Origin of the sequence: Azospirillum sp. (assembly GCF_035627195.1) — a bacterium.
GTDB lineage: Bacteria > Pseudomonadota > Alphaproteobacteria > Azospirillales > Azospirillaceae > Azospirillum.
Genome location: NZ_DASPMG010000336.1, coordinates 1 through 21,440, shown reverse-complemented (window position 1 = coordinate 21,440; position 21,440 = coordinate 1). Strand labels below are relative to the sequence as shown.

General features: G+C 70.6%; 18 protein-coding genes. 10 read left to right on the top strand and 8 right to left on the bottom strand.

The window, feature by feature from the left end; genetic code table 11:
- Nucleotides 1-15: 15 nt before the first annotated feature.
- Together VED21_RS29915 and VED21_RS29910 are read right to left on the bottom strand one after the other, a co-directional pair.
- Nucleotides 16-615, bottom strand: coding sequence for a response regulator transcription factor (locus VED21_RS29915; RefSeq protein ID WP_324889013.1), 600 nt, complete (start codon nt 613-615; stop codon nt 16-18).
- Entirely contained in the window at nt 612-2,177 is a 1,566-nt protein-coding gene (locus tag VED21_RS29910; RefSeq protein WP_324889011.1) for a sensor histidine kinase, read from the bottom strand. The genes VED21_RS29915 and VED21_RS29910 overlap by 4 nt, the downstream gene beginning before the upstream one ends.
- A gap of 158 nt (nt 2,178-2,335) precedes the next feature.
- Here VED21_RS29910 and VED21_RS29905 point away from each other — a divergent pair, with 158 nt between their 5' ends.
- From VED21_RS29905 to VED21_RS29890, 4 genes are all read left to right on the top strand, one after another.
- Nucleotides 2,336-3,460 (top strand): 2OG-Fe(II) oxygenase, encoded by a 1,125-nt coding sequence (locus VED21_RS29905; protein ID WP_324889009.1) that lies wholly within the window; start codon nt 2,336-2,338, stop codon nt 3,458-3,460.
- Between the two features lie 16 nt (nt 3,461-3,476).
- On the top strand, nt 3,477-4,694 hold the full coding sequence (gene nhaA, locus VED21_RS29900; protein ID WP_324889007.1) for a Na+/H+ antiporter NhaA: 1,218 nt from the start codon (nt 3,477-3,479) through the stop codon (nt 4,692-4,694).
- Nucleotides 4,695-4,699: 5 nt separating this feature from the next.
- Nucleotides 4,700-5,383 carry an MlaA family lipoprotein gene (locus VED21_RS29895; protein ID WP_324889005.1) on the top strand — a complete coding sequence of 228 codons (684 nt, stop codon included), beginning with the start codon at nt 4,700-4,702 and terminating at the stop codon, nt 5,381-5,383.
- Nucleotides 5,384-5,538: 155 nt separating this feature from the next.
- Nucleotides 5,539-5,949: a hypothetical protein gene (locus VED21_RS29890; protein WP_324889003.1), complete on the top strand. Its 411-nt coding sequence runs from the start codon at nt 5,539-5,541 to the stop codon at nt 5,947-5,949.
- A 557-nt stretch (nt 5,950-6,506) separates the two neighbouring features.
- Here the strand turns inward: VED21_RS29890 and VED21_RS29885 are convergent.
- On the bottom strand, nt 6,507-7,397 hold the full coding sequence (locus VED21_RS29885; protein WP_324889001.1) for a LysR family transcriptional regulator: 891 nt from the start codon (nt 7,395-7,397) through the stop codon (nt 6,507-6,509).
- Between the two features lie 176 nt (nt 7,398-7,573).
- Nucleotides 7,574-9,268 (bottom strand): thiamine pyrophosphate-binding protein, encoded by a 1,695-nt coding sequence (locus VED21_RS29880; RefSeq protein ID WP_324888999.1) that lies wholly within the window; start codon nt 9,266-9,268, stop codon nt 7,574-7,576.
- Nucleotides 9,269-9,426: 158 nt separating this feature from the next.
- Here VED21_RS29880 and VED21_RS29875 point away from each other — a divergent pair, with 158 nt between their 5' ends.
- From VED21_RS29875 to VED21_RS29860, 4 genes are all read left to right on the top strand, one after another.
- Nucleotides 9,427-9,678: a hypothetical protein gene (locus VED21_RS29875; protein WP_324888997.1), complete on the top strand. Its 252-nt coding sequence runs from the start codon at nt 9,427-9,429 to the stop codon at nt 9,676-9,678.
- 85 nt (nt 9,679-9,763) lie between these two features.
- The gene (locus VED21_RS29870; RefSeq protein ID WP_324888995.1) at nt 9,764-11,431 is read left to right on the top strand and encodes a peptide ABC transporter substrate-binding protein; all 1,668 of its coding nucleotides are present in this window, start codon (nt 9,764-9,766) and stop codon (nt 11,429-11,431) included.
- 166 nt (nt 11,432-11,597) lie between these two features.
- Nucleotides 11,598-12,563 (top strand): ABC transporter permease, encoded by a 966-nt coding sequence (locus VED21_RS29865; protein WP_324888993.1) that lies wholly within the window; start codon nt 11,598-11,600, stop codon nt 12,561-12,563.
- Nucleotides 12,560-13,453 (top strand): ABC transporter permease, encoded by an 894-nt coding sequence (locus VED21_RS29860; protein ID WP_324888991.1) that lies wholly within the window; start codon nt 12,560-12,562, stop codon nt 13,451-13,453. The genes VED21_RS29865 and VED21_RS29860 overlap by 4 nt, the downstream gene beginning before the upstream one ends.
- Nucleotides 13,454-13,581: 128 nt before the next feature.
- Here VED21_RS29860 and VED21_RS29855 read toward each other — a convergent pair whose 3' ends face one another.
- From VED21_RS29855 to VED21_RS29845, 3 genes are read right to left on the bottom strand one after another with little or no spacing between them, the layout of a single operon-like run.
- Entirely contained in the window at nt 13,582-14,061 is a 480-nt protein-coding gene (locus tag VED21_RS29855; RefSeq protein WP_324888989.1) for a protease complex subunit PrcB family protein, read from the bottom strand.
- A 2-nt stretch (nt 14,062-14,063) separates the two neighbouring features.
- Nucleotides 14,064-15,239, bottom strand: coding sequence for a M20 aminoacylase family protein (locus tag VED21_RS29850; RefSeq protein WP_324888987.1), 1,176 nt, complete (start codon nt 15,237-15,239; stop codon nt 14,064-14,066).
- A 22-nt stretch (nt 15,240-15,261) separates the two neighbouring features.
- Nucleotides 15,262-15,876 carry a glutathione S-transferase family protein gene (locus VED21_RS29845; protein ID WP_324888985.1) on the bottom strand — a complete coding sequence of 205 codons (615 nt, stop codon included), beginning with the start codon at nt 15,874-15,876 and terminating at the stop codon, nt 15,262-15,264.
- Between the two features lie 139 nt (nt 15,877-16,015).
- Between VED21_RS29845 and VED21_RS29840 the strand changes: the two genes are divergently transcribed.
- Nucleotides 16,016-16,927 (top strand): cation transporter, encoded by a 912-nt coding sequence (locus VED21_RS29840; protein ID WP_324888983.1) that lies wholly within the window; start codon nt 16,016-16,018, stop codon nt 16,925-16,927.
- A 111-nt stretch (nt 16,928-17,038) separates the two neighbouring features.
- Nucleotides 17,039-19,915, top strand: coding sequence for a patatin-like phospholipase family protein (locus tag VED21_RS29835; RefSeq protein WP_324888981.1), 2,877 nt, complete (start codon nt 17,039-17,041; stop codon nt 19,913-19,915).
- 114 nt (nt 19,916-20,029) lie between these two features.
- Here the strand turns inward: VED21_RS29835 and hemN are convergent, their stop codons facing one another.
- Complete coding sequence (gene hemN / locus VED21_RS29830; protein ID WP_324889047.1) at nt 20,030-21,385, bottom strand: oxygen-independent coproporphyrinogen III oxidase; 1,356 nt, start codon at nt 21,383-21,385, stop codon at nt 20,030-20,032.
- Between the last annotated feature and the right edge of the window lie 55 nt (nt 21,386-21,440).

Sequence of the window (21,440 nt, the reverse complement as noted above, 5' to 3'; positions counted from 1 at the left end):
CCCTATCGGCCGGTCCTATCGGATGATGCCGTCGCGGGTGGCGCGCATCACCGCCTGGGCGCGGGTGGAGACGTCCAGCTTCCGCATGGCGTTTTCCACGTGGTAGTTCACCGTGCGCTCGGAAATGCCCATCAGCACGGCGATGTCGCCCGACGCCTTGCCGCGCGCGACCCAGGACAGCACCTCCGTCTCGCGCGCGGTCAGCAGCGTGGTGGCGGCGTTGCGGGCGCGGGCGGCGCCGCTGTTCAGCCGCGCCTTGATGACCTCGATCAGGATCTCGAAGTCGACCGGCTTGGTCACGTAGTCGTCCGCACCCAGCTGGCGCCCGCGCAGCACGCTCTCGCGGTCGGACAGGGCGGTGAGGAACACCAGCGGGATGTCCGCGTGGCGCGGATAGGCCGCCGTCAGCCGCTCCAGCACGTCGAAGCCCGACATGCCGGGCATCGACACGTCGCACAGCACGAGGTCGGGCTTGCACCGCTGGATGGCCGCCAGACCGGCCTCGCCGTCGCTGGCGGTGTCGACGGCGAAGCCGGCCTCCTCCAGCGCTTCCACCAGCAGGTCGAGCGTTTCGCGGTCGTCTTCGATGACGAGGAGGCGGGCGGTCGGGGTCATGTCCGGGCTTCCATGGTGGCGGGCGTGGTGTGCGGCAGGACGATGGTGAAGGTCGACCCTTCCCCCTCGCGGCTGGCGACGTCAAGCCGGCCGCCGTGGCGGGCGACGATCGCCTGCACCACGTGCAGGCCCAGGCCGCTGCCGGCCCGCGTGCCGACGTTGCGCCCGCGGAAGTAGCGCTCGGACAGCCGGCCGCGGTCGGCCTCGGGGATGCCGATGCCGTGGTCCTCGACGGCGACGTGGACATGGCCGGCGTCGCGCCAGCCGCGCACGTGCACGCCGCTTCCGGGAGGGGAGTATTTCACCGCGTTGCTCAGAAGGTTCTCCATGGCCTGCCGCAGCAGATTTGCATCGACGACCGCCGTCCCCGGCAACTGTGAGAAGTCCCAGGACAGGCGGTGCTGGTCGGCCACCTCCGCCTGCTGCTCGCACACCGCCGTCAGCGTGCGGGCAAGGTCCACCTGTTGTGGATCGAACGGCAGCTCGCCGTCCGCCATGGGGGCGGCCTGGAGGATGCCGTTGATCAGCGTGGTCATGCGGGTGACGGCGTCGCGGATCCGCTCGGCGCGCCGCGCCAGGTCGTCCGGGGCCAGCTGGGCGCGCAGCGTCCGGAGGCGCTGCGCCTGCCCGTCGATGACGGTCAACGGGGTGCGGAACTCGTGGCTGACCATGGACACGAAGTTGCGCTGCAGGGCGGCCAGCTCCCGCTCCCGCGCCAGCTTCTCCTCCAAAAGCCGGGCTTGCGCCTGCAGCCGGCTGCGGCTTTCCGACAGCGCCTCCTGGCTGGCGCGGAAGATGTCTACGGCGCGCGCCATGGCGCCGACCTCGTCGCCGCGCCGGGCGTAGGGGGGGAAGGGCGCCGGCCGCCCCTCCGACAGCGCCAGCATGGCGCCGGCCAGCGTCAGCATGGGCTCCGTCATGTGGCGGGTGAAGAAGACCAGCGCCGCCGCGACCAGTCCGCACTGCACCGCCAGCGCCAGCAGGATCGTCGTGCGCGCGTGCAGGAAGGTGTCGATCACGGAATCGGCGGCGGCGGTGCCGTTGGCCTGGTTGAAGTCGGTCAGCCGGGTCAGCCGGTCGGACGCCCGGGCGAACATCTCGCGCGACGCGCCGCGGTAGAGGATCCCCGCGCGCTCCGCGTCGCCGGCCTGGAAGGCGGCGACCATGGCGCCGCGTGCGTCCAGGTAGGCCTGCCAGTCCCGGCGGAAGGCGTCGTGGAGGGCCTGCTCCTCCCGATTGATCGGCAGTCGCTCGTAGGCCCGCAGGCTGTCGTCGACACGGGCCAGCGTCGCCGCCGCTTCCTGCTCCACCCAGTCCTTTTCGTCCCGTGTGGCGGCCAGCAGGCGGTTGCCGTCCATGGTGCGCAGGTCGGACATGTGGTTGTTGATGTCGCCCAGCACCCGCGTGCTGGGCAGCCAGTTGGTCTTCACCGCGTCGGCCGCCGCGTTGACCGAGTGCAGCTCGGAGATGCTGAACAGGCTCACCGCCAGCGTGAAGGTGAACACCAGCAGGAAGGCGGCGCGAATCTTCACCGACAGCGGCGTCCGGCTGATCCAGCGCATGGGACGGCTCCCCTTTCCTGAAACGACTGCGGCGCCGGCCATCGAACCGGTTGGCCACGCCTCCGGCTACCTGTGAGCCCTCACAGGCGCGCCCGGCCGGGGCGCTTGGCTAGCATAGGAGCCGATGACCCGAAAGATGCGCTGAAACAGGAACGTCCATGCTCCTGCCCGGAGATCCCTGCCCATACTTCTGCGGGCGCACGCCCGCCAAGCCGGAGTTCCATTTCGACACCATGGGCGGGCGCACCCTCGTGCTCGCCTTCTTCGTGTCGGCCGGCTTCGACCTGGGCCGCCGCTTCCTGGCCGCCGTCGACGCCATGGCCCACCGCTTCGACGACCGGACCGCCTCCTTCTTCGGCGTCACCGTCGACCCGGCCGACGAGCGCGAGGGGCGCCTGCGCGACCGCCCGCCCGGCCGGCGCTTCTTCTACGATTTCGACCGGCGGATCAGCGCGCGGTATGGGGTCTGCAAGCCGCAGGGCGAGGGCGCCGTCGACGCGTACACGCCGCTGGTCTACGTGATCGACCCGCGGCTGCGCGTCGTCGGCGTGCTGCCGATGGGCGATCCGGAGGGGTGCGCGGCGCAGCTCGCCTCCCTGCTCGACCGCCTGCCGCCGCCCGAGGAGCCGGTCCCGGCCCGGCCGCAGGCGCCGGTTCTGGTCGTCCCGCGCGTCTTCGAACCCGACCTCTGCGCCCGCCTGATCGCGCTGTACGACGAGCGCGGCGGCGAGCGCTCCGGCCATATGACCGAGCGCGACGGGCGCACCGTCGGCGTGCTGAACGCCGGCATGAAGGTTCGCCGCGACCGCTACGTCGAGGACGAGGCGCTGAAGGACGTGCTGCGCCAGCGCCTGCGCCGCCGCCTGCTGCCGGAGATCGCCAAGGCCTGCCAGTTCCGCGCCACGCACGTCGAACGCTATCTGGTGGCCTGCTACGACGGCACCGAAGGCGGGCACTTCCGCGCCCACCGCGACAACACCACCAAGGGCACCGCGCACCGGCAGTTCGCCATCTCCGTGGCGCTCAACAACGGGTACGAGGGCGGCGAGGTGTTCTTTCCGGAATACGGCAACGCCCTGTTCCGCGCGCCGCCCGGCGGGGCGGTGGTGTTCTCCTGCTCCATCCTGCACGCCGTGCGCCCGGTGACGGCCGGGCGGCGGATGGTCTTCCTGCCCTTCGTCTACGACGGCGCGCACGCGGCCCTGCGCCGCGCCAACCAGGGCTTCCTCGGCGCGGCGGAGCCGCCCGCCGCCGCGCCGGAACCCGTCGCGGCGGAATCATGATGTTCGGGAGGCTGCGATGGCGCCGCTGTCGATGATTCGCGAGTTCCTGCGCATGGAGGCGGCGGGCGGCGTTCTGCTGGTCATCGCCGCCGTGCTGGCGCTGCTGCTGGCCAACTCGCCGGCCGGGGGCCTGTACGCGGCGCTGCTCGACACGCCGGTGGTTGCGCAGGTCGGTGCGCTGACGCTGGCCAAGCCCCTGCTGCTGTGGGTGAACGACGGGCTGATGGCGATCTTCTTCCTGCTGGTCGGGCTGGAGATCAAGCGCGAGGTGCTGGAGGGCGAGCTGTCCACGCCTGCGCGCGCGGCGCTGCCGGGCATCGCCGCCCTGGGCGGCATGGCGGTGCCGGCCGCCGTCTACCTCGCCCTGGCCGGCGGCGACCCATTGGCGGCGCGCGGCTGGGCCATCCCGGCCGCCACCGACATCGCCTTCGCCGTGGGTGTCCTGGCGCTGCTCGGCAACCGGGCGCCGGCGTCGCTCAAGGTTTTCCTGCTGGCGCTGGCCATCCTGGACGACCTGGGCGCCATCGTGATCATCGCCCTCTTCTACACGGCCGAGCTGTCGCCCGTCTCCCTGGCGCTGGCCGGGGTGGGGCTGGCGGGGCTCGTCGCGCTGAACCGGCTGGGGGTGGTGCGGCTGGCCGGCTACGTCCTGCTGGGCATCTTCCTGTGGGTGTGCGTGCTGAAGTCCGGCGTGCACGCCACACTGGCCGGCGTGGCGCTAGCCTTCGCCATCCCGCTGCGCACCGGCGGGCCGCGCGGCGCCTCGCCGCTGCGCACGGTGGAGCACGCGCTGCACCCGTGGGTCGTCTACGGCATCCTGCCGGTGTTCGCCTTCGCCAACGCCGGCGTGTCGCTGGCCGGCCTGTCGGTCGACGCGCTGTTCGCGCCGGTGCCGCTGGGCATCGCGCTGGGCCTGTTCCTCGGCAAGCAGGCGGGGGTGATGGGCGCCACCTGGGCGGCCATCCGGCTGGGCGTCGGCGCGCTGCCGGCGGGGGCCACGTGGATGCAGTTCTACGGCATGGCGCTGCTGACCGGCATCGGCTTCACCATGAGCCTGTTCATCGGCGGCCTCGCCTTCACCGGCGACGGCTACGGCGTCGCGGTGCGCATCGGGGTGCTCAGCGGGTCGCTGCTGTCCGCCGTGGCCGGCTATCTGGTATTGCGCTACGTCGCCGTCCGCCGCCGGCCGCCGGTGCCCGTGATGAAACCGGTGCCGTCGGACGCGCAGGGGTGAGCGCCATGCGCAGTGCCGTGGCCCCTGCCGTTCTGGCGCTGCTCCTGGCGGTGGCCGCCGTCCGGCCGGCGCAGGCCGGCGAGGGGCCGGACGGCTTCCTGGACGGCTTCAACGAATGGGCGCACGCCGCCAACCGGAGCTTCGCCGCGACGGTGATCCGGCCGGCGCTGGACGCCGCGCGGTCCCTGCCGGACCCGCTGCCCGCCGCCCTGGGCAACGCCTACGCCAACCTGACCGAGTCGGTGACGGCGCTCAGCCACGCCCTGGCCGGCGACCCGACGGCGGCCGGGCGCTCGACGCTGCGCTTCGCGGTGAACTCCACGGCCGGCGTGCTGGGCGTTTTCGACGTGGCGCAGTTTGCGGGCCTGCCCGCCGAGAAGAAACGCTTCAGCGAGGGCGTGTGCGCGCTGGGCGTGCCGGCCGGCCCTTACTTGGTGGTGCCCGGCTTCGGCCCATCCTCCGTCGGCGTCGTCTCGGCGGCCGTGGTGGTGATGGCCGGATCGACCTGGGCGCTGGCGCTGGTGTCCATGGAACTGGCGCTCGCCAGCGTGCTGGCCGACCTCGCCGGCTCCGCCGCCGCCCTGGAGAACGCCGCCGCCCTGGCCGAGGACGCAGGGGCCGAAGCCGCGGGCGGCTTCCAGGCCGGCGCGGCGGCCTACCGCGGCTGGCTCACCGGGATCGGCTGCTGATCTCGCACTGTCGCGGGGCGCGGCGGCAAGGCCGTGCTTCGAAAAGACATTCCTGCTCGCCGCCGAAAGCCCGCAGATTTTTTGGAACTTTTCCTCGCTCCAGGGCACCAACGGATCGCAGGCGCCACGCCCGCCTCGACTGGAGGATCACGAACATGCCCGCTCCGAAGATGCTTGCTGCAATTGCCGCCACTTTGACAGCGGCCCTCCTGTCGTCACCGTCGGCCGCCCAGGCAGCGTCGTTCCAGCTGTGCTTCACGAACAAGGCGTGGGTTGTGTGGGATTACACGCTGGTAATATCGCATGACGCTTATTCCCATACGGATCAACAAACAGGGCAAGAGCACTTCATTACTAAGGAAGAACACAAAAGGTGGCAGCTTACCCTGGGGGAAAACGCCTGCTATACCATTCACGATTTCCAGCGAAATGCGAGATTCGTCGTTGACTCGAATTTCGGCGGGGTGCTCAACATTGGCGTCAGGAACACCAGCACGACGGTTCGCCTGGATGGGACCGTGTTCAACGCCAGAATGACGGTTCTCGACGGCGTCAGGCTGGATTGACGGGTGAACTCGGCCGGGAAACGGGGAACCGTCCGGTCCGAGGACGAGAGCGAGGATGCCGGGGTGGGAGCGTGTCCGGAGGACGACTTGTCCGTGCAGCCGCCGCAGGGACGGACGCAGTGACGAGCGCCGTTCGCCGGCCTCGACGGCGTGTACCGGCGGATGACGTCGCATAAATCGGCGTGGTGTTGCCCTGGTGTTGCCCAGGCCCCCTCCGCCCATAAAAAAACCGCCGCCAACCCGTTGGATTGGCGGCGAGTTGAACAGGGAGGCTTCACGTCTGGGAGACGTCGGGTCCGAAAACCCGCTCCCGGGGGGGAGCCCCGGGCGAAACGCCGGGTGCTGCGACGCAGCAACCAACGCCCCAAGAATTGAGCATTTGCCCCCTTCCATGCCATTCACATATCGATAATCCTACCATGCGCATCGCGCATGGCTTTGAAGCCATTGAATTTACAACCAAAATCGCGGCGCGCCGGGGTCACCACCAAAGAAGCGGCCCGTGCCTGCAAAGCTGGCACGGGCCGTGATGTGACGCAAAAAAAGGCGGGGACGCGTCAGAAGTGGCTCTCGGCCACCTTGCGCACGAGGAAGTCGCGGAACACCGCGATGCGCTTGGAATGGCGCAGTTCCTCGGCGTAGACGAAATAGGCGTCGACCTTCGGGCTGCTGATCTCCGGGATGACGCGCACGAAATCCTTGGTGCCGTCCACCAGGAAATCGGGCAGGGCGGCGATGCCCAGGCCGCTCTCCACCGCGCGGTAGATGGCGTACATGCTGTTGACCTGCAGAATCGGCCGGCGCGCCCCCGGCGGCGGGTCGCCGACCTCAAGGATCCAGTTGACGTTGGCGAAGGGGGCGCGCGCATCGGGCGGGTAGGCGATGATGTCGTGCTCCGCCAACTCCTCCGGCGTCTTCGGCGCGCCGCGCCGCTTGACGTAGCTCTGGTGCGCGTACAGGTGGAAGCGGATCGCCATCAGGTGGCGCTGGATCAGGTCCGGCTGGCGCGGCGTGTTCATGCGGATGGCGATGTCCGCCTCGCGCATGGCCAGGTCCAGCTCGTTGTCGTCGATCAGCAGCGTCAGCTGGATGTCCGGGTAGATCGACAGGAATTCCTGGATGCGCGGCGTCAGCCAGGTGGACCCGAAGGCCACCGTGGTCGTCACCTTGAGCGGCCCTTTCGGGTACTCCTTGCTCTCGGTGAGCATCGCCTCGGTCATCGACAGCTTGGCGAAGACCTCGCGCGCCGTCCGGTGCAGCAGCTCGCCCTGTTCCGTCAGGATCAGGCCGCGCGCGTGGCGGTGGAACAGCGGCACGCCCAGGCTCTCTTCCAGCGCGCTGATCTGCCGGCTCACCGCCGACTGGCTGAGGTTGAGGGTCTCACCGGCATGCGTGAAGCTGCCCGCTTCGGCCACGGCATGGAACACCCGCAGCTTGTCCCAGTCCATCGTCCCGTCCTGTTCGTGCGGAGCGGAGAATTGGTCCTCCGCTCTTCTTATGATTGTACCGGCATGATCCTGCCGCAGATCAGTTATAACGGGAACGCCGCATCAACGCACGCGCTACCGTCACAGAACGGCACAAAAACCGGGCAAGCTTTTCCGGAATCCGCCTTTGGTATAGGTCAGCCGCCCGCTTTTCCGGCCGCGGCGGCGCGCAACGCGGTGATCGTCGTGCGTGTGGTGATCTGTTCGGGATCGACTCGCAGCTCGATGACGGCGGGCTTGCGGCTCCACATCGCCTCCCAGAACGTCGGCACGAAGTCCTTGGTGCGCTCGACCACCGCGCCGAAGGCGCCATAGCTCTGCGCCAGGGCGGCGAAGTCCGGGTTGGTCAGGTCGGTGGCGCTGAGGCGGCCGGGGAAGCGCTTTTCCTGGTGCATGCGGATGGTGCCGAACATGCCGTTGTTGATGACCAGGATGATGGGGGCGGCCCCCGCGTGCACGGCCGTCGCCAGCTCCTGCCCGGTCATCATGAAGCCGCCGTCGCCCACCAGCCCCACCACCACGCGCTTCGGGTTGGCCAGCTTGGCCGCGATCGCCGCAGGCACGCCATAGCCCATGGCGCCGTTGGTCGGCCCCAGCTGGCGGCCGGGGCGGCGGTACAGCAGGTGCCGCTGCCCCCAGCCGGAGAAGTTGCCGGCGTCGGTGGTGACGACGGCGTCCACCGGCAGGCGGTCGCGCAGCCAGCCGAAGATCCAGCCCAGGTCCACGTCGCCCGCGCACCCTTCCGGCTCCAGCCACGCCAGCCAGTCCATGCGCGCGGCGTCGGCCCAGGCGCGCCAGCGCGGCTCCTCCCCCTCCGCCACCAGCGGCGGCAGGGACGCCAGCGCGGCGGCCATGGCGGCGCTGCCAGCCTGGATCGCCAGCGTCGGGCGGTACACGCGGCCCGGCTCCTCGGCCAGGGCGTGCACGTGGATCAGCACCTTGTCCGTCTCCGGCACGCTCAGCAGCTCATAGCCCTGCGTGGTGATCTCGCCCAGGCGGGCACCCACCACCAGCAGCAGGTCGGCCTCGCGCACGCGGGCCAGCAGCTTGGGGTTGGAGCCGGTGGTCAGGTCGCCGACGAAGCACGGGCTTTCGTTGTCGAACACGTCCTGCCGCCGGAAGGAGCAGCAGACGGGCAGCGCGTTCGCCTCGGCGAACGCCTTGATGTCGGCGCAGGCCGCGTCGTCCCAGCCCGGCCCGCCGACCAGCACCAGCGGCCGCTCCGCCGCCGCCAGCAGGCCGCGCAGGCGCTCCACGTCGGCGGCACCGGGGTGCGCCACGGTGGGGGCGTAGGGGGCGGTGTCGCGCACGCCGACCGTATCGCCCAGCATGTCCTCCGGCAGCGCCAGCACCACCGGCCCCGGCCGGCCGGAGGTGGCGACGTGGAAGGCCCTGGCGATGTATTCCGGGATGCGCTCGGCCTGGTCGATCTGCGCCACCCACTTGGCGACCGAACCGAACATGCGGCGGTAGTCGATCTCCTGGAACGCCTCGCGGTCGAACTGGTCGCGCGCCACCTGCCCGATGAACAGGATCATCGGCGTGGAATCCTGAAACGCCGTGTGCACGCCGATGGAGGCGTTGCACGCACCGGGGCCGCGCGTGACGAAGCCGATGCCCGGCCGCCCGGTCAGCTTTCCGTAGGCCTCCGCCATGAAGGCCAGCCCGCCCTCCTGCCGGCAGGTGACCAGCCGGATCTCCGGCGTGTCGACGAAGGCGTCGAGGACGTCCAGGTAGCTTTCGCCGGCCACGCAGAAGGCCAGTTCGGCGCCGTGGATGCGCAGCGCGTCGACGAGGACGCGGGCGCCGGTGCGGGGGAGGATTTCGGACATGTCTCGGGCCGGGACGGTTCGTTGCGCGATCTATTGCAGAGTTAAGGGCCGGTTGCGGGGGGCTGTCAACGCATCCGGCCGACATCCTCCCGGGCGCTTGCCTTTTCGGGGTGCCGCCGGTATCGGGGAAGGGTCGTTTTCGCGAGGAGGACACGCCGATGCCCACTCAGACGCCGACTCAGCAGACCGTGACGCGCGACCAAGTGATCGAGATCTGCGGACGGCTGGACGACATGCGCATCGCCAGCATCATCGCCACCGGCGCCACCCCGGCCGAGGTGATGGAGGCGTACACCTGGCTCGGCTCCGACGACTATCTGGCCGCCGCCACCCACCGCCAGCCCTCCGGCCGCGTCGCCCGTCTGGTCGAGGTGCTGAAGGCCGACGAGCCGGACTGGGACGACCGGTAGGGGGCTTCCCACACTCGCGCTGGACCGGCGCCGCGGCACTCCCCATAGTTGGACAGGGTCTAACGTTTCGGGGGAGGGTCCGGTCGTGCGGCGAAACCGATGGGGTGCGCTGGTCCTGGCCGCCGGGTTGCTGGCGTCGGCGCCGGCGTTCGGCGCCAAGGACGAGCTGGTGATCGGCATCAGCCAGTTCCCGGCCAACTGGCACCCCTCCATCGAGGCGATGGCGGCCAAGTCCTACATCACCGACATGGCGCGCCGGCCGTTCACCACCTACGACGCCGACTGGAAACTGGTGTGCCTGCTGTGCACCGACCTGCCGGCGGAGGACAAGGGCACGGCGGTGCTGGAGACGCGCCCCGACGGCGCCAAGGGCTTCGCCGTCACCTACACCATCCACCCCAAGGCCGCCTGGGGCGACGGCACGCCCGTAACGACGAAGGACGTGCTGTTCACCTGGGAGGTCGGCAAGCACCCGCAGAGCGGCTTTTCCAACTTTGACCTCTATTCGCGCGACATCGTCGGCATCACCGCGAAGGACGACAAGACCTTCACCGTGCACCGCCACAAGCCGCTGTGCACCTACGCCGAGATCAACGACTTCAACATCCTCCCCGCCCACCTGGAACGCCCGGTGTTCGAGACGGACCCGGCCGCATACCGCCTGCGCTCGAAGTACGAAACGGACACCACCAACCCCGGCCTGTGGTTCGGCCCCTACCGCATCGCGGCCGTCGAGCCCGGCGCGCACGTGGTGCTGGAGGCGAACCCGACGTGGTGGGGGCCGAAGCCGCCCTTCAAGCGCGTCGTCGTCAAGGCGGTGGAGAACACCGCGGCGCTGGAGGCCAACCTGCTGGCCGGCCAGCTGGACATGATCCCCGGCGAGACCGGGCTGCCGCTCGATCAGGTGCTGGCGTTCGAGAAGCGCCAGGGGAGCCGCTACAATGTCGTCTACAAGCCCGGCCTGTTCTACGAGCACATCGACGTGAACCTGGACAACCCCGTGCTCCGGGACGTGCGGGTGCGCAAGGCGCTGCTGCTGGCCATCGACCGCGAGGCGATCTCCAAGCAACTCTTCGCCGGGCGCCAGCCGGTGGCGCACAACCAGGTGAACCCGCTGGACCGCGTGCACAGCGACGACATCGCCAAGTACCCTTACGATCCCGCCGCGGCGGCGAAGCTGCTGGACGAGGCCGGCTGGACGCGCACCGGCAACGGCCCGCGCCGCAACGCCAAGGGCGAGACGCTGACGCTGGAGATCATGAGCACCGCCGGCAACCGCACGCGCGAGCTGACGCAGCAGGTGCTGCAGGCGCAGTGGAAGCAGGCCGGCATCGAGGTGCGCATCGCCAACGAGCCGCCGCGCGTGTTCTTCGGCCAGACGATGCGCGAGCGCCGGTACAAGGCGATGGCGCTGTTCGCCTGGCTCTCGGCGCCGGAGAACATCCCGCGCACCACGCTGCACTCCACCATGATCCCCACGGCCGCCAACGGCTGGGCCGGCCAGAACTTCACCGCCTTCAAGGACGCCGAGGCGGACAAGATCATGGACGACCTGGAAACGGTGTGCGAGCCGAAGGCGTCCCAGGCCCTGTGGACGCGCCTGCAGCAGATCTACGCCGAGCAGCTGCCGGCCCTGCCGCTGTTCTTCCGCGCCGACCCGCACGTCCTGCCGAAATGGGTGGAGGGCATCGTCCCCACCGGCCACCAGTACGCCACCACGCTGTGGATCGAAAATTGGAAGGTGAAGGAGTGAGGGGAGGGAAACATCTCCCTCCCTCGCCCCCGGCGGGGGAGGGAAGGGGCCCACGAAGTGGGAAGGGTGGGGGCAACGGCTTCTCGGGCAGGCCGCTGCCCCCACCCTTCCCATGCTGCGCATGGGCCCCTTCCCTCCCCCTGCGGGGCAGGGGGAGGGAGATCTAATGTTTCGCTTCCTCCTCTCCCGCCTCCTCCAGGCCGCCGTCGTGCTGTTGGTGATGAGCGTGCTGGTCACCGTGCTGCTGGGCCTGATGCCGGGCGATCCCGTCGACCTGATGGCGGCCGGCAACCCGCACATGACGCCGGCCGACGTGGCGCGGCTGAAGGCGCTGCACGGGCTCGACCGGCCGCTGCACGAACGCTATCTGAACTGGCTCTCCGCGGCGTTGCGCGGCGACTTCGGCTACTCGCGGCTCTATTCCCAGCCGGTGCTGGCGGTGCTGGCGCCGCGGCTGGTCAACACGCTGCTGCTGCTGGGGGCGGCCTTCGTGCTGGCGATCGCGGTGGCGCTGCCGCTGGGCGTCTACGCGGCGCGGCGGCCCTATTCGACCGTGGACAGTGCGGTCAACCTGTTCTGCTTCGCCGGCATCTCCATCCCCGCCTTCTGGCTGGCGCTGCTGCTGATCCTGCTGTTCGCGGTGACGCTCGGCTGGCTGCCGGCGTCCGGCGCCGGCCCGGTGGGGGAGGCGGCGTGGTGGCAGCGGCTGCCCTACTTCGTGCTGCCCGTGCTGACGCTGACGCTGGCCAGCATCGGCGGCTACACCCGTTACGTGCGCGCCTCCATGCTGGTGGAACTGCGGCAGGACTACGTGCGCACCGCCCGCGCCAAGGGTCTGTCGGAGCGGCAGGTGGTCTGGCGGCACGCGCTGCGCAACGCCTTCATCCCCATCGTCACCATCGTGGCGCTGGAGTTCGGCACCCTGTTCTCCGGCGCGCTGGTGACCGAGACGATGTTCGCGTGGCCCGGCATGGGCAAGCTGATCTACGATTCCATCATGGGCAACGACGCCAACGTGGCGCTGGTGGCGCTGCTGCTGGCCACCGCCACGACGCTGGCCGGCAATTTGATGGCCGACGTCGCCTACGCCGCCCTCGACCCCCGCATTACCTTCCGGGAGCTGCGGACGTGACGGGCCGCCGCTTCCTGCGCCGCTTCGCCCGCCACCGACTGGCGCTGGCAAGCGCCGTCCTGCTGGCGTCCCTGACGCTGGCGGCCGTGGCGGCGCCGCTGGTGGAGGCGGCGCTGGGGGTGGACCAGACGGCGGTCAGCCTGCTCGACCGCTTCGCCCCGCCGTCGGCCGAACACCCGCTGGGCACCGACGAGCTGGGGCGCGACCTGCTGGTGCGGCTGCTGTACGGCGGGCGGGTGTCGCTGTTCGTCGGCGTTGCGGCGGCGCTGGCGGCGGGGCTGATCGGCACCGGAATCGGGCTGCTGGCCGGCTATTTCGGCGGCCGGCTCGACGCGCTGCTGATGCGCGTCACCGACGGCATGATCGCGCTGCCGCTGCTGCCCCTGCTGATCGTGCTGGCGGCGGTGGACCTGACGCGGCTGGGCGTGCCGCCCTCCTGGGCGGGGGCGGAGGACGCCAGCCTGCTGCGCATCGTCGTGCTGGTGGCGCTGTTCGGCTGGACCACCGTGGCGCGTCTCGTGCGCGGCGCCACCCTGTCGGCGCGCCGGCGCGACTACGTGCTGGCGGCGGTGGCGCTGGGGGCGGGAAGCCGGCGCATCATGCTGGCCCACGTCCTGCCCAACGTCGCCGCCCCGGCCGTGGTGGCGACGACGCTGACGGTGGGCAACGTGATTCTGCTGGAATCGGTGCTCAGCTTCCTCGGCCTCGGCATCCAGCCGCCGCTGCCCAGCTGGGGCAACATGCTGACCGGCGCCCAGGACCTCGTCACCACGGCCCCCTGGCTGGCGGTGTGGCCGGGCTTGCTGATCTTCGTCACGGTGATCGCGGTGAACCTGCTGGGCGACGGCCTGCAGGACGCACTGGACCCGCGGACGCTGGGCCGGGCGTAGGGCGGGCAGGCGTAGGGCTGCCTTCCTTACAAGGCGATCCGGGTCTGGATGCCGTCGTATTCCGCGCGCAGATCGCCACTCTCCCCGCGCTCTATCAGGCCGGCTTCCGTCAGGGCCGCCCTCCCGCGTCACCTTTCCCTTACGTACTTCACGTCCCCGGCCCCGCGCGGCACCAGCCGCACGGCGTACGGGCTGGTGCGCACCAGGGCCACCGCCTGCGCCGGGCCGGGCACCTGCTCGCGGTAGCTCACCACCGTGGCCCCGTCGCGCTCCGCGGCCGACTGGATCAGCACGGCGTAGCCGGCGGTGTCCTTGGGGCCCATGAAGACCGCCACCGCCATGCGGTCGCCGGGCAGGGACGACGGCGCCGGCTGGCCGACGCGGGCCCACAGCTCCTGCCACTCCTGGGGCGTGCGGGCGGTGACGTAGGCGCGCTCGAACGCCTCGCTGTGGTCGCCGTTCCAGTAGGCGCCGGGGGTGGCGTCGGCGGGGACGCTGCCGCGCTCGGCCGTCCGCTCGCTCCCCGCGGTCTGGCAGCCGGCCGAACCGAGGATGCCCAGCGCGGCGGCGAGCAGGAGGGCGGGGGCGGGTCGGCACGGCAGGCGCATGATCAGGGGCTCCGCGGCAGCAGGGTTTCGGCCAGCGTGGCCCAATAGCTGGCCCCGGTGGTCAGGATGTCGTCGTTGAAGTCGTAGTGCGGGTTGTGCAGCCGGCACCCCGGTGCCCCGCCGCCGTGGCCCAGCCAGACGTAGCAGCCCGGCTTCTCCTCCAGCATGTAGCCGAAGTCCTCCGCCCCCATGGACGGGTCGGGGTTCCACACCACGTTGGCCGATCCCACCACCTTGGCCGCCACCTGCGCCGCCAGTTCCGCCTCGGCCTGGGCGTTCACGGTGGGCGGGTAGCCGGGGCGGTGCTCCAGCGCCGCGGTGGCGCCGAAGGCGGCGGCGACATTCTCGGCGACGCGGGCGATGCGCTCGGGCATCCGGGCGCGCGTTTCGGGGCGCACGGTGCGGATGGTGCCGTGCAGCTTCGCCTCGTTCGGGATGACGTTGTAGGTGGTGCCGGCCTCCACCCAGGTGACGGAGACGACGGCGCTGTCGAACGGGTCGGTGTTGCGGCTGACGATGCTCTGCATCGCCGTGATGACGTGGGCGGCCACCAGCACCGGGTCGATGCCGTTGTGCGGCATGGCGGCGTGCGCGCCGTGGCCGTGCACGGTGATGGTGAACTGGTCGGCCGCCGCCATCACCGGCCCCGGATGCACGGCGATGCGGCCGGCCGGCAGGTCGGGCCAGTTGTGCATGCCGAACACGCGGTCGCAGGGGAACCGGGTGAACAGCCCGTCCTCGATCATCTTCTTCCCCCCGCCCTTGCCCTCCTCGGCGGGCTGGAAGATGAAGTGCACGGTGCCGTCGAAGTTGCGCGTCTCGGCCAGATAGCGCGCCGCACCCAGCAGCATGGTGGTGTGGCCGTCGTGGCCGCAGGCGTGCATGGTTCCGGGGTTCTTGGACGCATGGTCGAAGGCGTTGGCCTCCGGCATCGGCAGCGCGTCCATGTCGGCGCGCAACCCGATGGCCTTGGTCCCGCTCCCCTGGCCCTGCAGCACGCCCACCACGCCGGTGCCGGCAAGGCCGCGGTGCACGGCGATGCCCCATTCGGCCAGCTTCGCGGCCACGAGGTCGGCGGTCCGGTGCTCCTGGTAGGCCAGTTCGGGATGCGCGTGGATGTCGCGGCGCCACGCGGTCATGTCGGCGTGGAACTCGGCGATGCGGTTGATGACGGGCATGATGTCCCTGCTACGGATGGGCTTACTCGGGCACGGCCATGCCGCGCTGCACGGCGGGGCGGGCGATGATGGCGTCGTGCCATCGCTTCAGGTTCGCATAGCGGTCCAGCAACCCGCCGCCGGCCACCGCCGCGGCGGCGATGAAGGGGAAGCAGGCGATGTCGGCCACCGAATAGTCGCCGGCCAGATACTCCTCCTGCGACAGCCGGTCGTCCAGCGCGCCGTAGCAGCGCAGCAGTTCGCCTTTGAACAGGTCGATGGCGTAGGGGATCTTCTCCGGTGCCCGCACCGAGAAGCGGAACATGTCCAGCGCCGTCGGCCCCAGGTCGCTGATGCCCAGCATCAGCCAGCTCAGCGCCTCGGCCCGCATGTCACCGCCGGGCAGCAGGCGGCCGGTGCGTTCCGCGTAGTGCAGCAGGATGGCGCCCGAGCCGAACAGGCGCCGCGCCGCACCGCCCGGCATCTCCTCGACCGCCGCCGGCAGCTTGCCGATCGGGCTGATCGCCAGGTACTCCGGCGCCTTGTTCTCCCCGCCCATCAGGTCGAGCTTGTGGACCCGGTACTGCAGGCCAAGCTCCTCCAGCAGGATGGAGGCCTTGTGCCCATTGGGCGTGGCGAACGTGTACAGCGTGATCATCGGTGGTGTACCCTCCCGGTACGAACGCACGTGTTTCGTACACTGTGGCCGATTTGGGCGCGCAACACCAGAGCGTGCGGGCCAGAGCGGGCGGGCCGAGCGTGCGGGCCGAGCGTACAGGGGGAGCAGGGGCCGGGTCATGGATGCCAAGGAACGGCGCGTCGTCGTCAGCATGGCCACGGTGACGGCGGCCATCCTCCTGTCCGGCGCGGCGAGCCTCGGCTCCAACGTTCTGGTCGTGCGGCTCGACGCGGTGGGCAGCCTGATCGAGCTGGTGGCGCTGGCCATCACCTACGTGGCCCTGCGCCGCGCCAAGGCGGCGCCGAGCGACGACTTCAACTACGGCCTGGGCAAGCTGGAGAACCTGTGCGGCCTGCTGTTCGCGCAGGTGCAGATCGTCTATCTGGCGGTCTTCGTGTGGCTGGCCATCGGCCGCCTGGGCGAGCCGGCGCCGCCGCAGGGTGCCGGCTGGGGCGTGCTGCTGTACGTCTACGGCGCCGTAGTGACCGGGCTGATGATGCGCTGGTCGGCGGTGCTGAACCGCGAATCGCCGTCGCCGGTGGCGCAGTCGCTGTGGCGCGGCTACCAGATCAAGTTCTGGGCGAACGTCACCACCGGCACGGTGCTGGCGCTGGCCGCCCTGTTCCCCGACCAGCCGCTGACCCAGTACCTGGACCCGCTGAACGTGCTGGCGCTGTGCACGCTGCGGCTGCGCAACATCCACCGCATGCTGAAGGAATCCGGCCGCGACCTGCTGGACGCCGCGGTGGACGAGCACGTGCGCCTGATCATCCTGCGCGAGCTGGCGCGCCGCTTCGACGCCTACGACGACCTGCTGGGCTACGAGACGCGGCGCTCGCCCGGCGCCACCTTCGTCACCATCCACCTTGGCTTCACTGCCGACCGCCCGCTGGCCGACGTGTTCGACGCCGTGGAGACGCTGACCAGGTCCATCGAGGAGCACGTGCCCGGTGCGCGGGTCTCCATCGTGCCGCACAAGGCCAACCTGCCGGCGATGGCGGAGATGGAGCCGCGCCGCGAAACGGCCTGATCTGCATATCACTGTATGCTGCGAGATAGAATCTGTCCGTTTGGTCGATTTACAAGAAATATTATCGGCGTCATGCTCGCCTCCTGAATGGTTCAGGGAAGGGAGGCGGCAATGTCTGGTTCCATACATGGGGATGCCGGGGGCGGGCGCAGCCTGACGACCGAGGAGGTTCTGCACGACGAACGGCGGGAGATCTGGGGCGATGACGCGGTGCGGCCACAGGCGGCCCTGTGCCTGTCCGGTGGTGGCATCCGCAGCGCGTCCTTCGCCCTGGGCGTCATCCAGGCGCTGGCCTGCAAGGGGCTGCTGACCCGGTTCCACTATCTCTCCACCGTGTCCGGCGGCGGCTACATCGGCGGCTGGCTGACGCGCTGGATCCACGACGAGATGCCCGCCCACGGCAACGACCTGATGGCGGCGGCCAGCAAGATCGAGAAGGATCTTGCCGAAAGCGCCAAGGGCGAGGCCGGCAGCGCCCGCCCGCTGCGCCGGCTGCGCGAGTACACCAATTTCCTCACCCCCCAGACCGGCATCGCGTCGACCGACACCTGGACGGGGTTCGTGCTGGTGGCCCGCAACCTTCTGCTCAACTGGCTGATCTTCGTTCCGGCGCTGCTGCTGGTGGCGCTCGCCCCGAACCTCGTGGTCCGGGGCATGGACGCCTACGGGTACCGGACGGCGCAAGGGAACTTCGCGGCGGACGCAGCCATGCCGCCCGGTGTCGGCATTCTGCTGCTGGGGCTGGCGGCGCTCTTCGCCGCCGTATTCCTTGCCGGCCGCTACCTCCCCAGCCATGCGATCGGCGCGCCGGAAAAGACGGGCGTGGAGGCGCGCAACGCCGGGCTGACCGAGGCCAAGAGCCGCATGCACGCCTGGATCGCCGGCGCCGGGGCGCTATGGGCGCTGCTGCTGGTCGTGTACCTGTCGCCGGCCGCGGGCTTCGGCTGGGTGCTCCAGGACAAGGCTCTGCCGGCCGCGATGGCGCTGAAGGCGGCCCTGGCGACGGTCGTGGTCAGCAACCTCGCCTATTTCGCGGCGGCCCTGGTGGCGGGGCGGGAAGACCGCCGGTTCTTCCTCCGGCAGCTTCCGTTCTGGTTCGTCGCCTCGCTGGTGCCCGCGGCGCTGATCTATGGCGGCTGCCTGCTGCTGTGGCTCCTGCCGGCGAAATGGCAGCTGGACGTCCTGGCCACGGCCGGGCCGCTGTGGATCATGATCGCGCACCTGCTGCAGTCCGCCGCCTACACCGGACTGCGCGGCGCCCGATGGGGCGACGACGACGACCGGGAATGGCTGGCCCGGCTCAGCGCGGTGAGCCTGGCCCCGATCGCCGGCTGGGCGCTGCTGGCGGCCGCCTGCCTGCTGCTGCCGCGACTGCTGTGGGACGAGGCGGGGCTCTTCGGCTGGATCAGCGCCGGTGTGGCCGGCGTGTCGGCCCCGCTGGCGGCCTGGGCCGGCAACAGCGCCAAATCGGCGGTCGAGGCGTTGGCGAAGCGGGCCGGGGACGCGTCCGGCGGCTGGCTCAACCTCGCGTTGGTGGTCGTGACGCCGATCGCCATCGCCGGCCTGTTCGCGGGCATGAGCCGCATCGACGTGACCATCGCCCAGCAGTTCCTGCCGGCGGGCGTGCCGGCGGAGCATTGGACGTTCCACCTGTGGAAGCCGCTCCTGGTGCTGGCGCTGGTGCTGGCGGCCGTGGTGGCCTTCATGTCCTGGCGCATCAACGTCAACCGCTTCTCGCTGCACGGCTTGTACCGCAACCGCTTGGCGCGCGCGTTCCTGGGTTCGGCCAACGAGGTGCGCCAGCCGCACCCCTTCACCGGCTTCGATCCGGAGGACAACCCCGACATGTACGAGCTGGGCGCCGGAAACGCCGCCACCGCGTCCGGCGGACGGCCACGCCGGGTGCTGTTCCCGGTGGTCAACGTGGCGCTCAACCTGACCCGCAGCGACCGGCTGGCCTGGCAGGAGCGCAAGGCCATGTCCTTCACCTTCACGCCGCTCGCCTCCGGCAGCGCGCAGCTGCATCCCGACGGCGCCACGCTCTCCGCCCGCGACCGGCAGGACCCGTGCAAGACGCCGGCGGGGGCCTACGTGCCTTCCTCGACGTACGGCGGCAGCGTGCACGGCAACCGCCCCGGCCAGAAGCACGGGAAGGCCGGCGTCAGCCTGGCGACCGCCATCACCATCTCCGGCGCCGCGGCCAGCCCGAACATGGGCTACCACTCCTCGCCCGCGACGGCGTTCCTGATGACGCTGTTCAACGTCCGCCTGGGCGCCTGGCTCGCCAACCCCGCCATCGGCAAGCCGTTCTTCGGCAGGAAGCCGGAGACGCTCTGGCAGCAGTCGGGGCCGCCGGTGGCGCTGTGGCCGCTGGTGTCCGAACTGCTGGGCCGGACGGACGAGCGCGGGCGCTTCGTCTACCTGTCCGACGGCGGGCATTTCGAGAACCTGGGCGTCTACGAGATGCTGCGCCGCCGCTGCTGCCGCATCATCGTCAGCGACGCCGGCTGCGATCCGGGCTGCACGTTCGAGGACCTCGGCAACCTCGTGCGCAAGGCCTACATCGACCACGACGCGACCATCGAGTTCAAGGAAATGCGCCTCGCCTCGCGCAAGGCGGCCGGGCCGGACACCCTGGCCTTCGCGTACGGCACCATCACCTATCCGGAGTCCGACGAGCCGACGGGCGAGATCCTGTACATCAAGCCCAGCTATTTCGGCGACATGCCGCTCGACGTGCGCGCCTACGCCGAGGCGCACGCGGACTTCCCGCACGAATCCACCGGCGACCAGTGGTTCAGCGAGTCGCAGTTCGAGAGCTACCGGCGCCTGGGCTATTTCCTGACGATGAAGGCGGCGGAGGCCCCGGAGCTGAAGAGCTTCTTCGACGGCCTGCGCGACGGCGCCGCCTGCCTGGGCAGCAGCGGCCGCAAGCCGCCGCTGGTCATCCAGGACGCCGCGACGGAGGTGAAGGCGGACGGTGCGTGAGCGTTCACAGCGTTGGGTTTTCGCTGCGCTCAACCCAACCTACGGGGCCAACCTACGGTCCCGTCGTAGGTTGGGTTGAGGCGCCAGCCGCAAAACCCAACGTCAGCCGCGCCCTCACACCGCGCGGCTGTGCTTGCCGGCCCCGGTGCTGAGGTAGGTGTCGAAGCGCGCGGCGGGCAGGCGCATCAGCGGGCGGGCGGACTCCGGCACGGTGACGCGGCGGCCCTCCACCACGGCCACGCCGTCGGCCACCAGATCGTCCATGCCGGCCAGCTCCTCGTCGAAATGGCCGGCCGGCATGCCGTGCTGCACGGCCAGGGCGCCGACGTCCACCGCCATGTCGCACATCAGCCGCTCAATCACGGCGCGGCGCAGGCGGTCCTCGTCGGACAGGCGCAGGCCCTTGACGGTGGCCAGCCGCCCGGCGTCGATCGCCTCGGCGTAGTGGTCGAAGGGCACGGCGTTCTGCATGTAGCCCTGCGGCATCTGTCCGATGGACGAGGCGCCGAAGCCCAGCAGGACCTCCGCGTCGTCGGTGGTGTAGCCCTGGAAGTTGCGGCGCAGCTTGCCCTGCGCCTGCATCACCGCCAGCTCGTCCGTGGGCTTGGCGAAGTGGTCGAGGCCGATGGGGGCGTAGCCGGCGCCCTCCAGCGTGCGGGCGATGGCGGCGAACTGCTGCCAGCGGCCGATGGAATCGGCCAGCTCCGCCTCGACGATCTTCTTCTGGTGCGTCTTCATCCACGGCACGTGGGCGTAGCCGAAGACCGACAGCCGGTCCGGGTCCATCGCCATGGCGATCTCGGCGGAGCGGGTGACGCTCTCCTCCGACTGGCGCGGCAGGCCGTACATGAGGTCGAGGTTGACGTGGCGGATGCCGTTGGCGCGCAGCCATTCCAGCGTGCGCTCGGTCATCTCGCGCGGCTGGATGCGGTTGACCGCGGCCTGGACCCCCGCGTCGAAGTCCTGCACGCCCAGCGAGGCGCGGTTGACGCCGGCGCGCCCCAGCGCCTGCGTCATATCCTCGGTCAGCGTGCGCGGGTCGATCTCCACGGCGATCTCGGCGCCCTCCACCACGTCGAAGTGGCGGCGCAGGTGGTCGATCAGCGCCTCGAAGTCGGCGGGCGAGGTCATGGTCGGCGTGCCGCCGCCGAAGTGCACGTGCCGCACCTTCAGCCGGCCGGGGATGCGCGCGGCGACCAGCTCGATCTCGCGGCGGATGTGCTGGAGGTAGCGGCCGATCGGCTCGTAGCGGGCGACGATCTTGGTGTGGCAGCCGCAGTACCAGCACATCTCCTTGCAGAACGGCACGTGCAGGTACAGCGACCCGGCGTGCGCGGCGGTGTCGAGCGCCTCCAGCCAGCCGCCGTACACCTCGTGCCCGACGTTGGGCGAGAAGTGCGGCGCCGTCGGGTAGCTGGTGTAGCGCGGCACCCGCGCGCCGTCGTACTTGGCGAGCAGCGCGGGATCCATGGAGGCGGGGGCGGGGGCGGGGGCGGTGTGTGCGGTCGTCATGCGGCGAATGTGG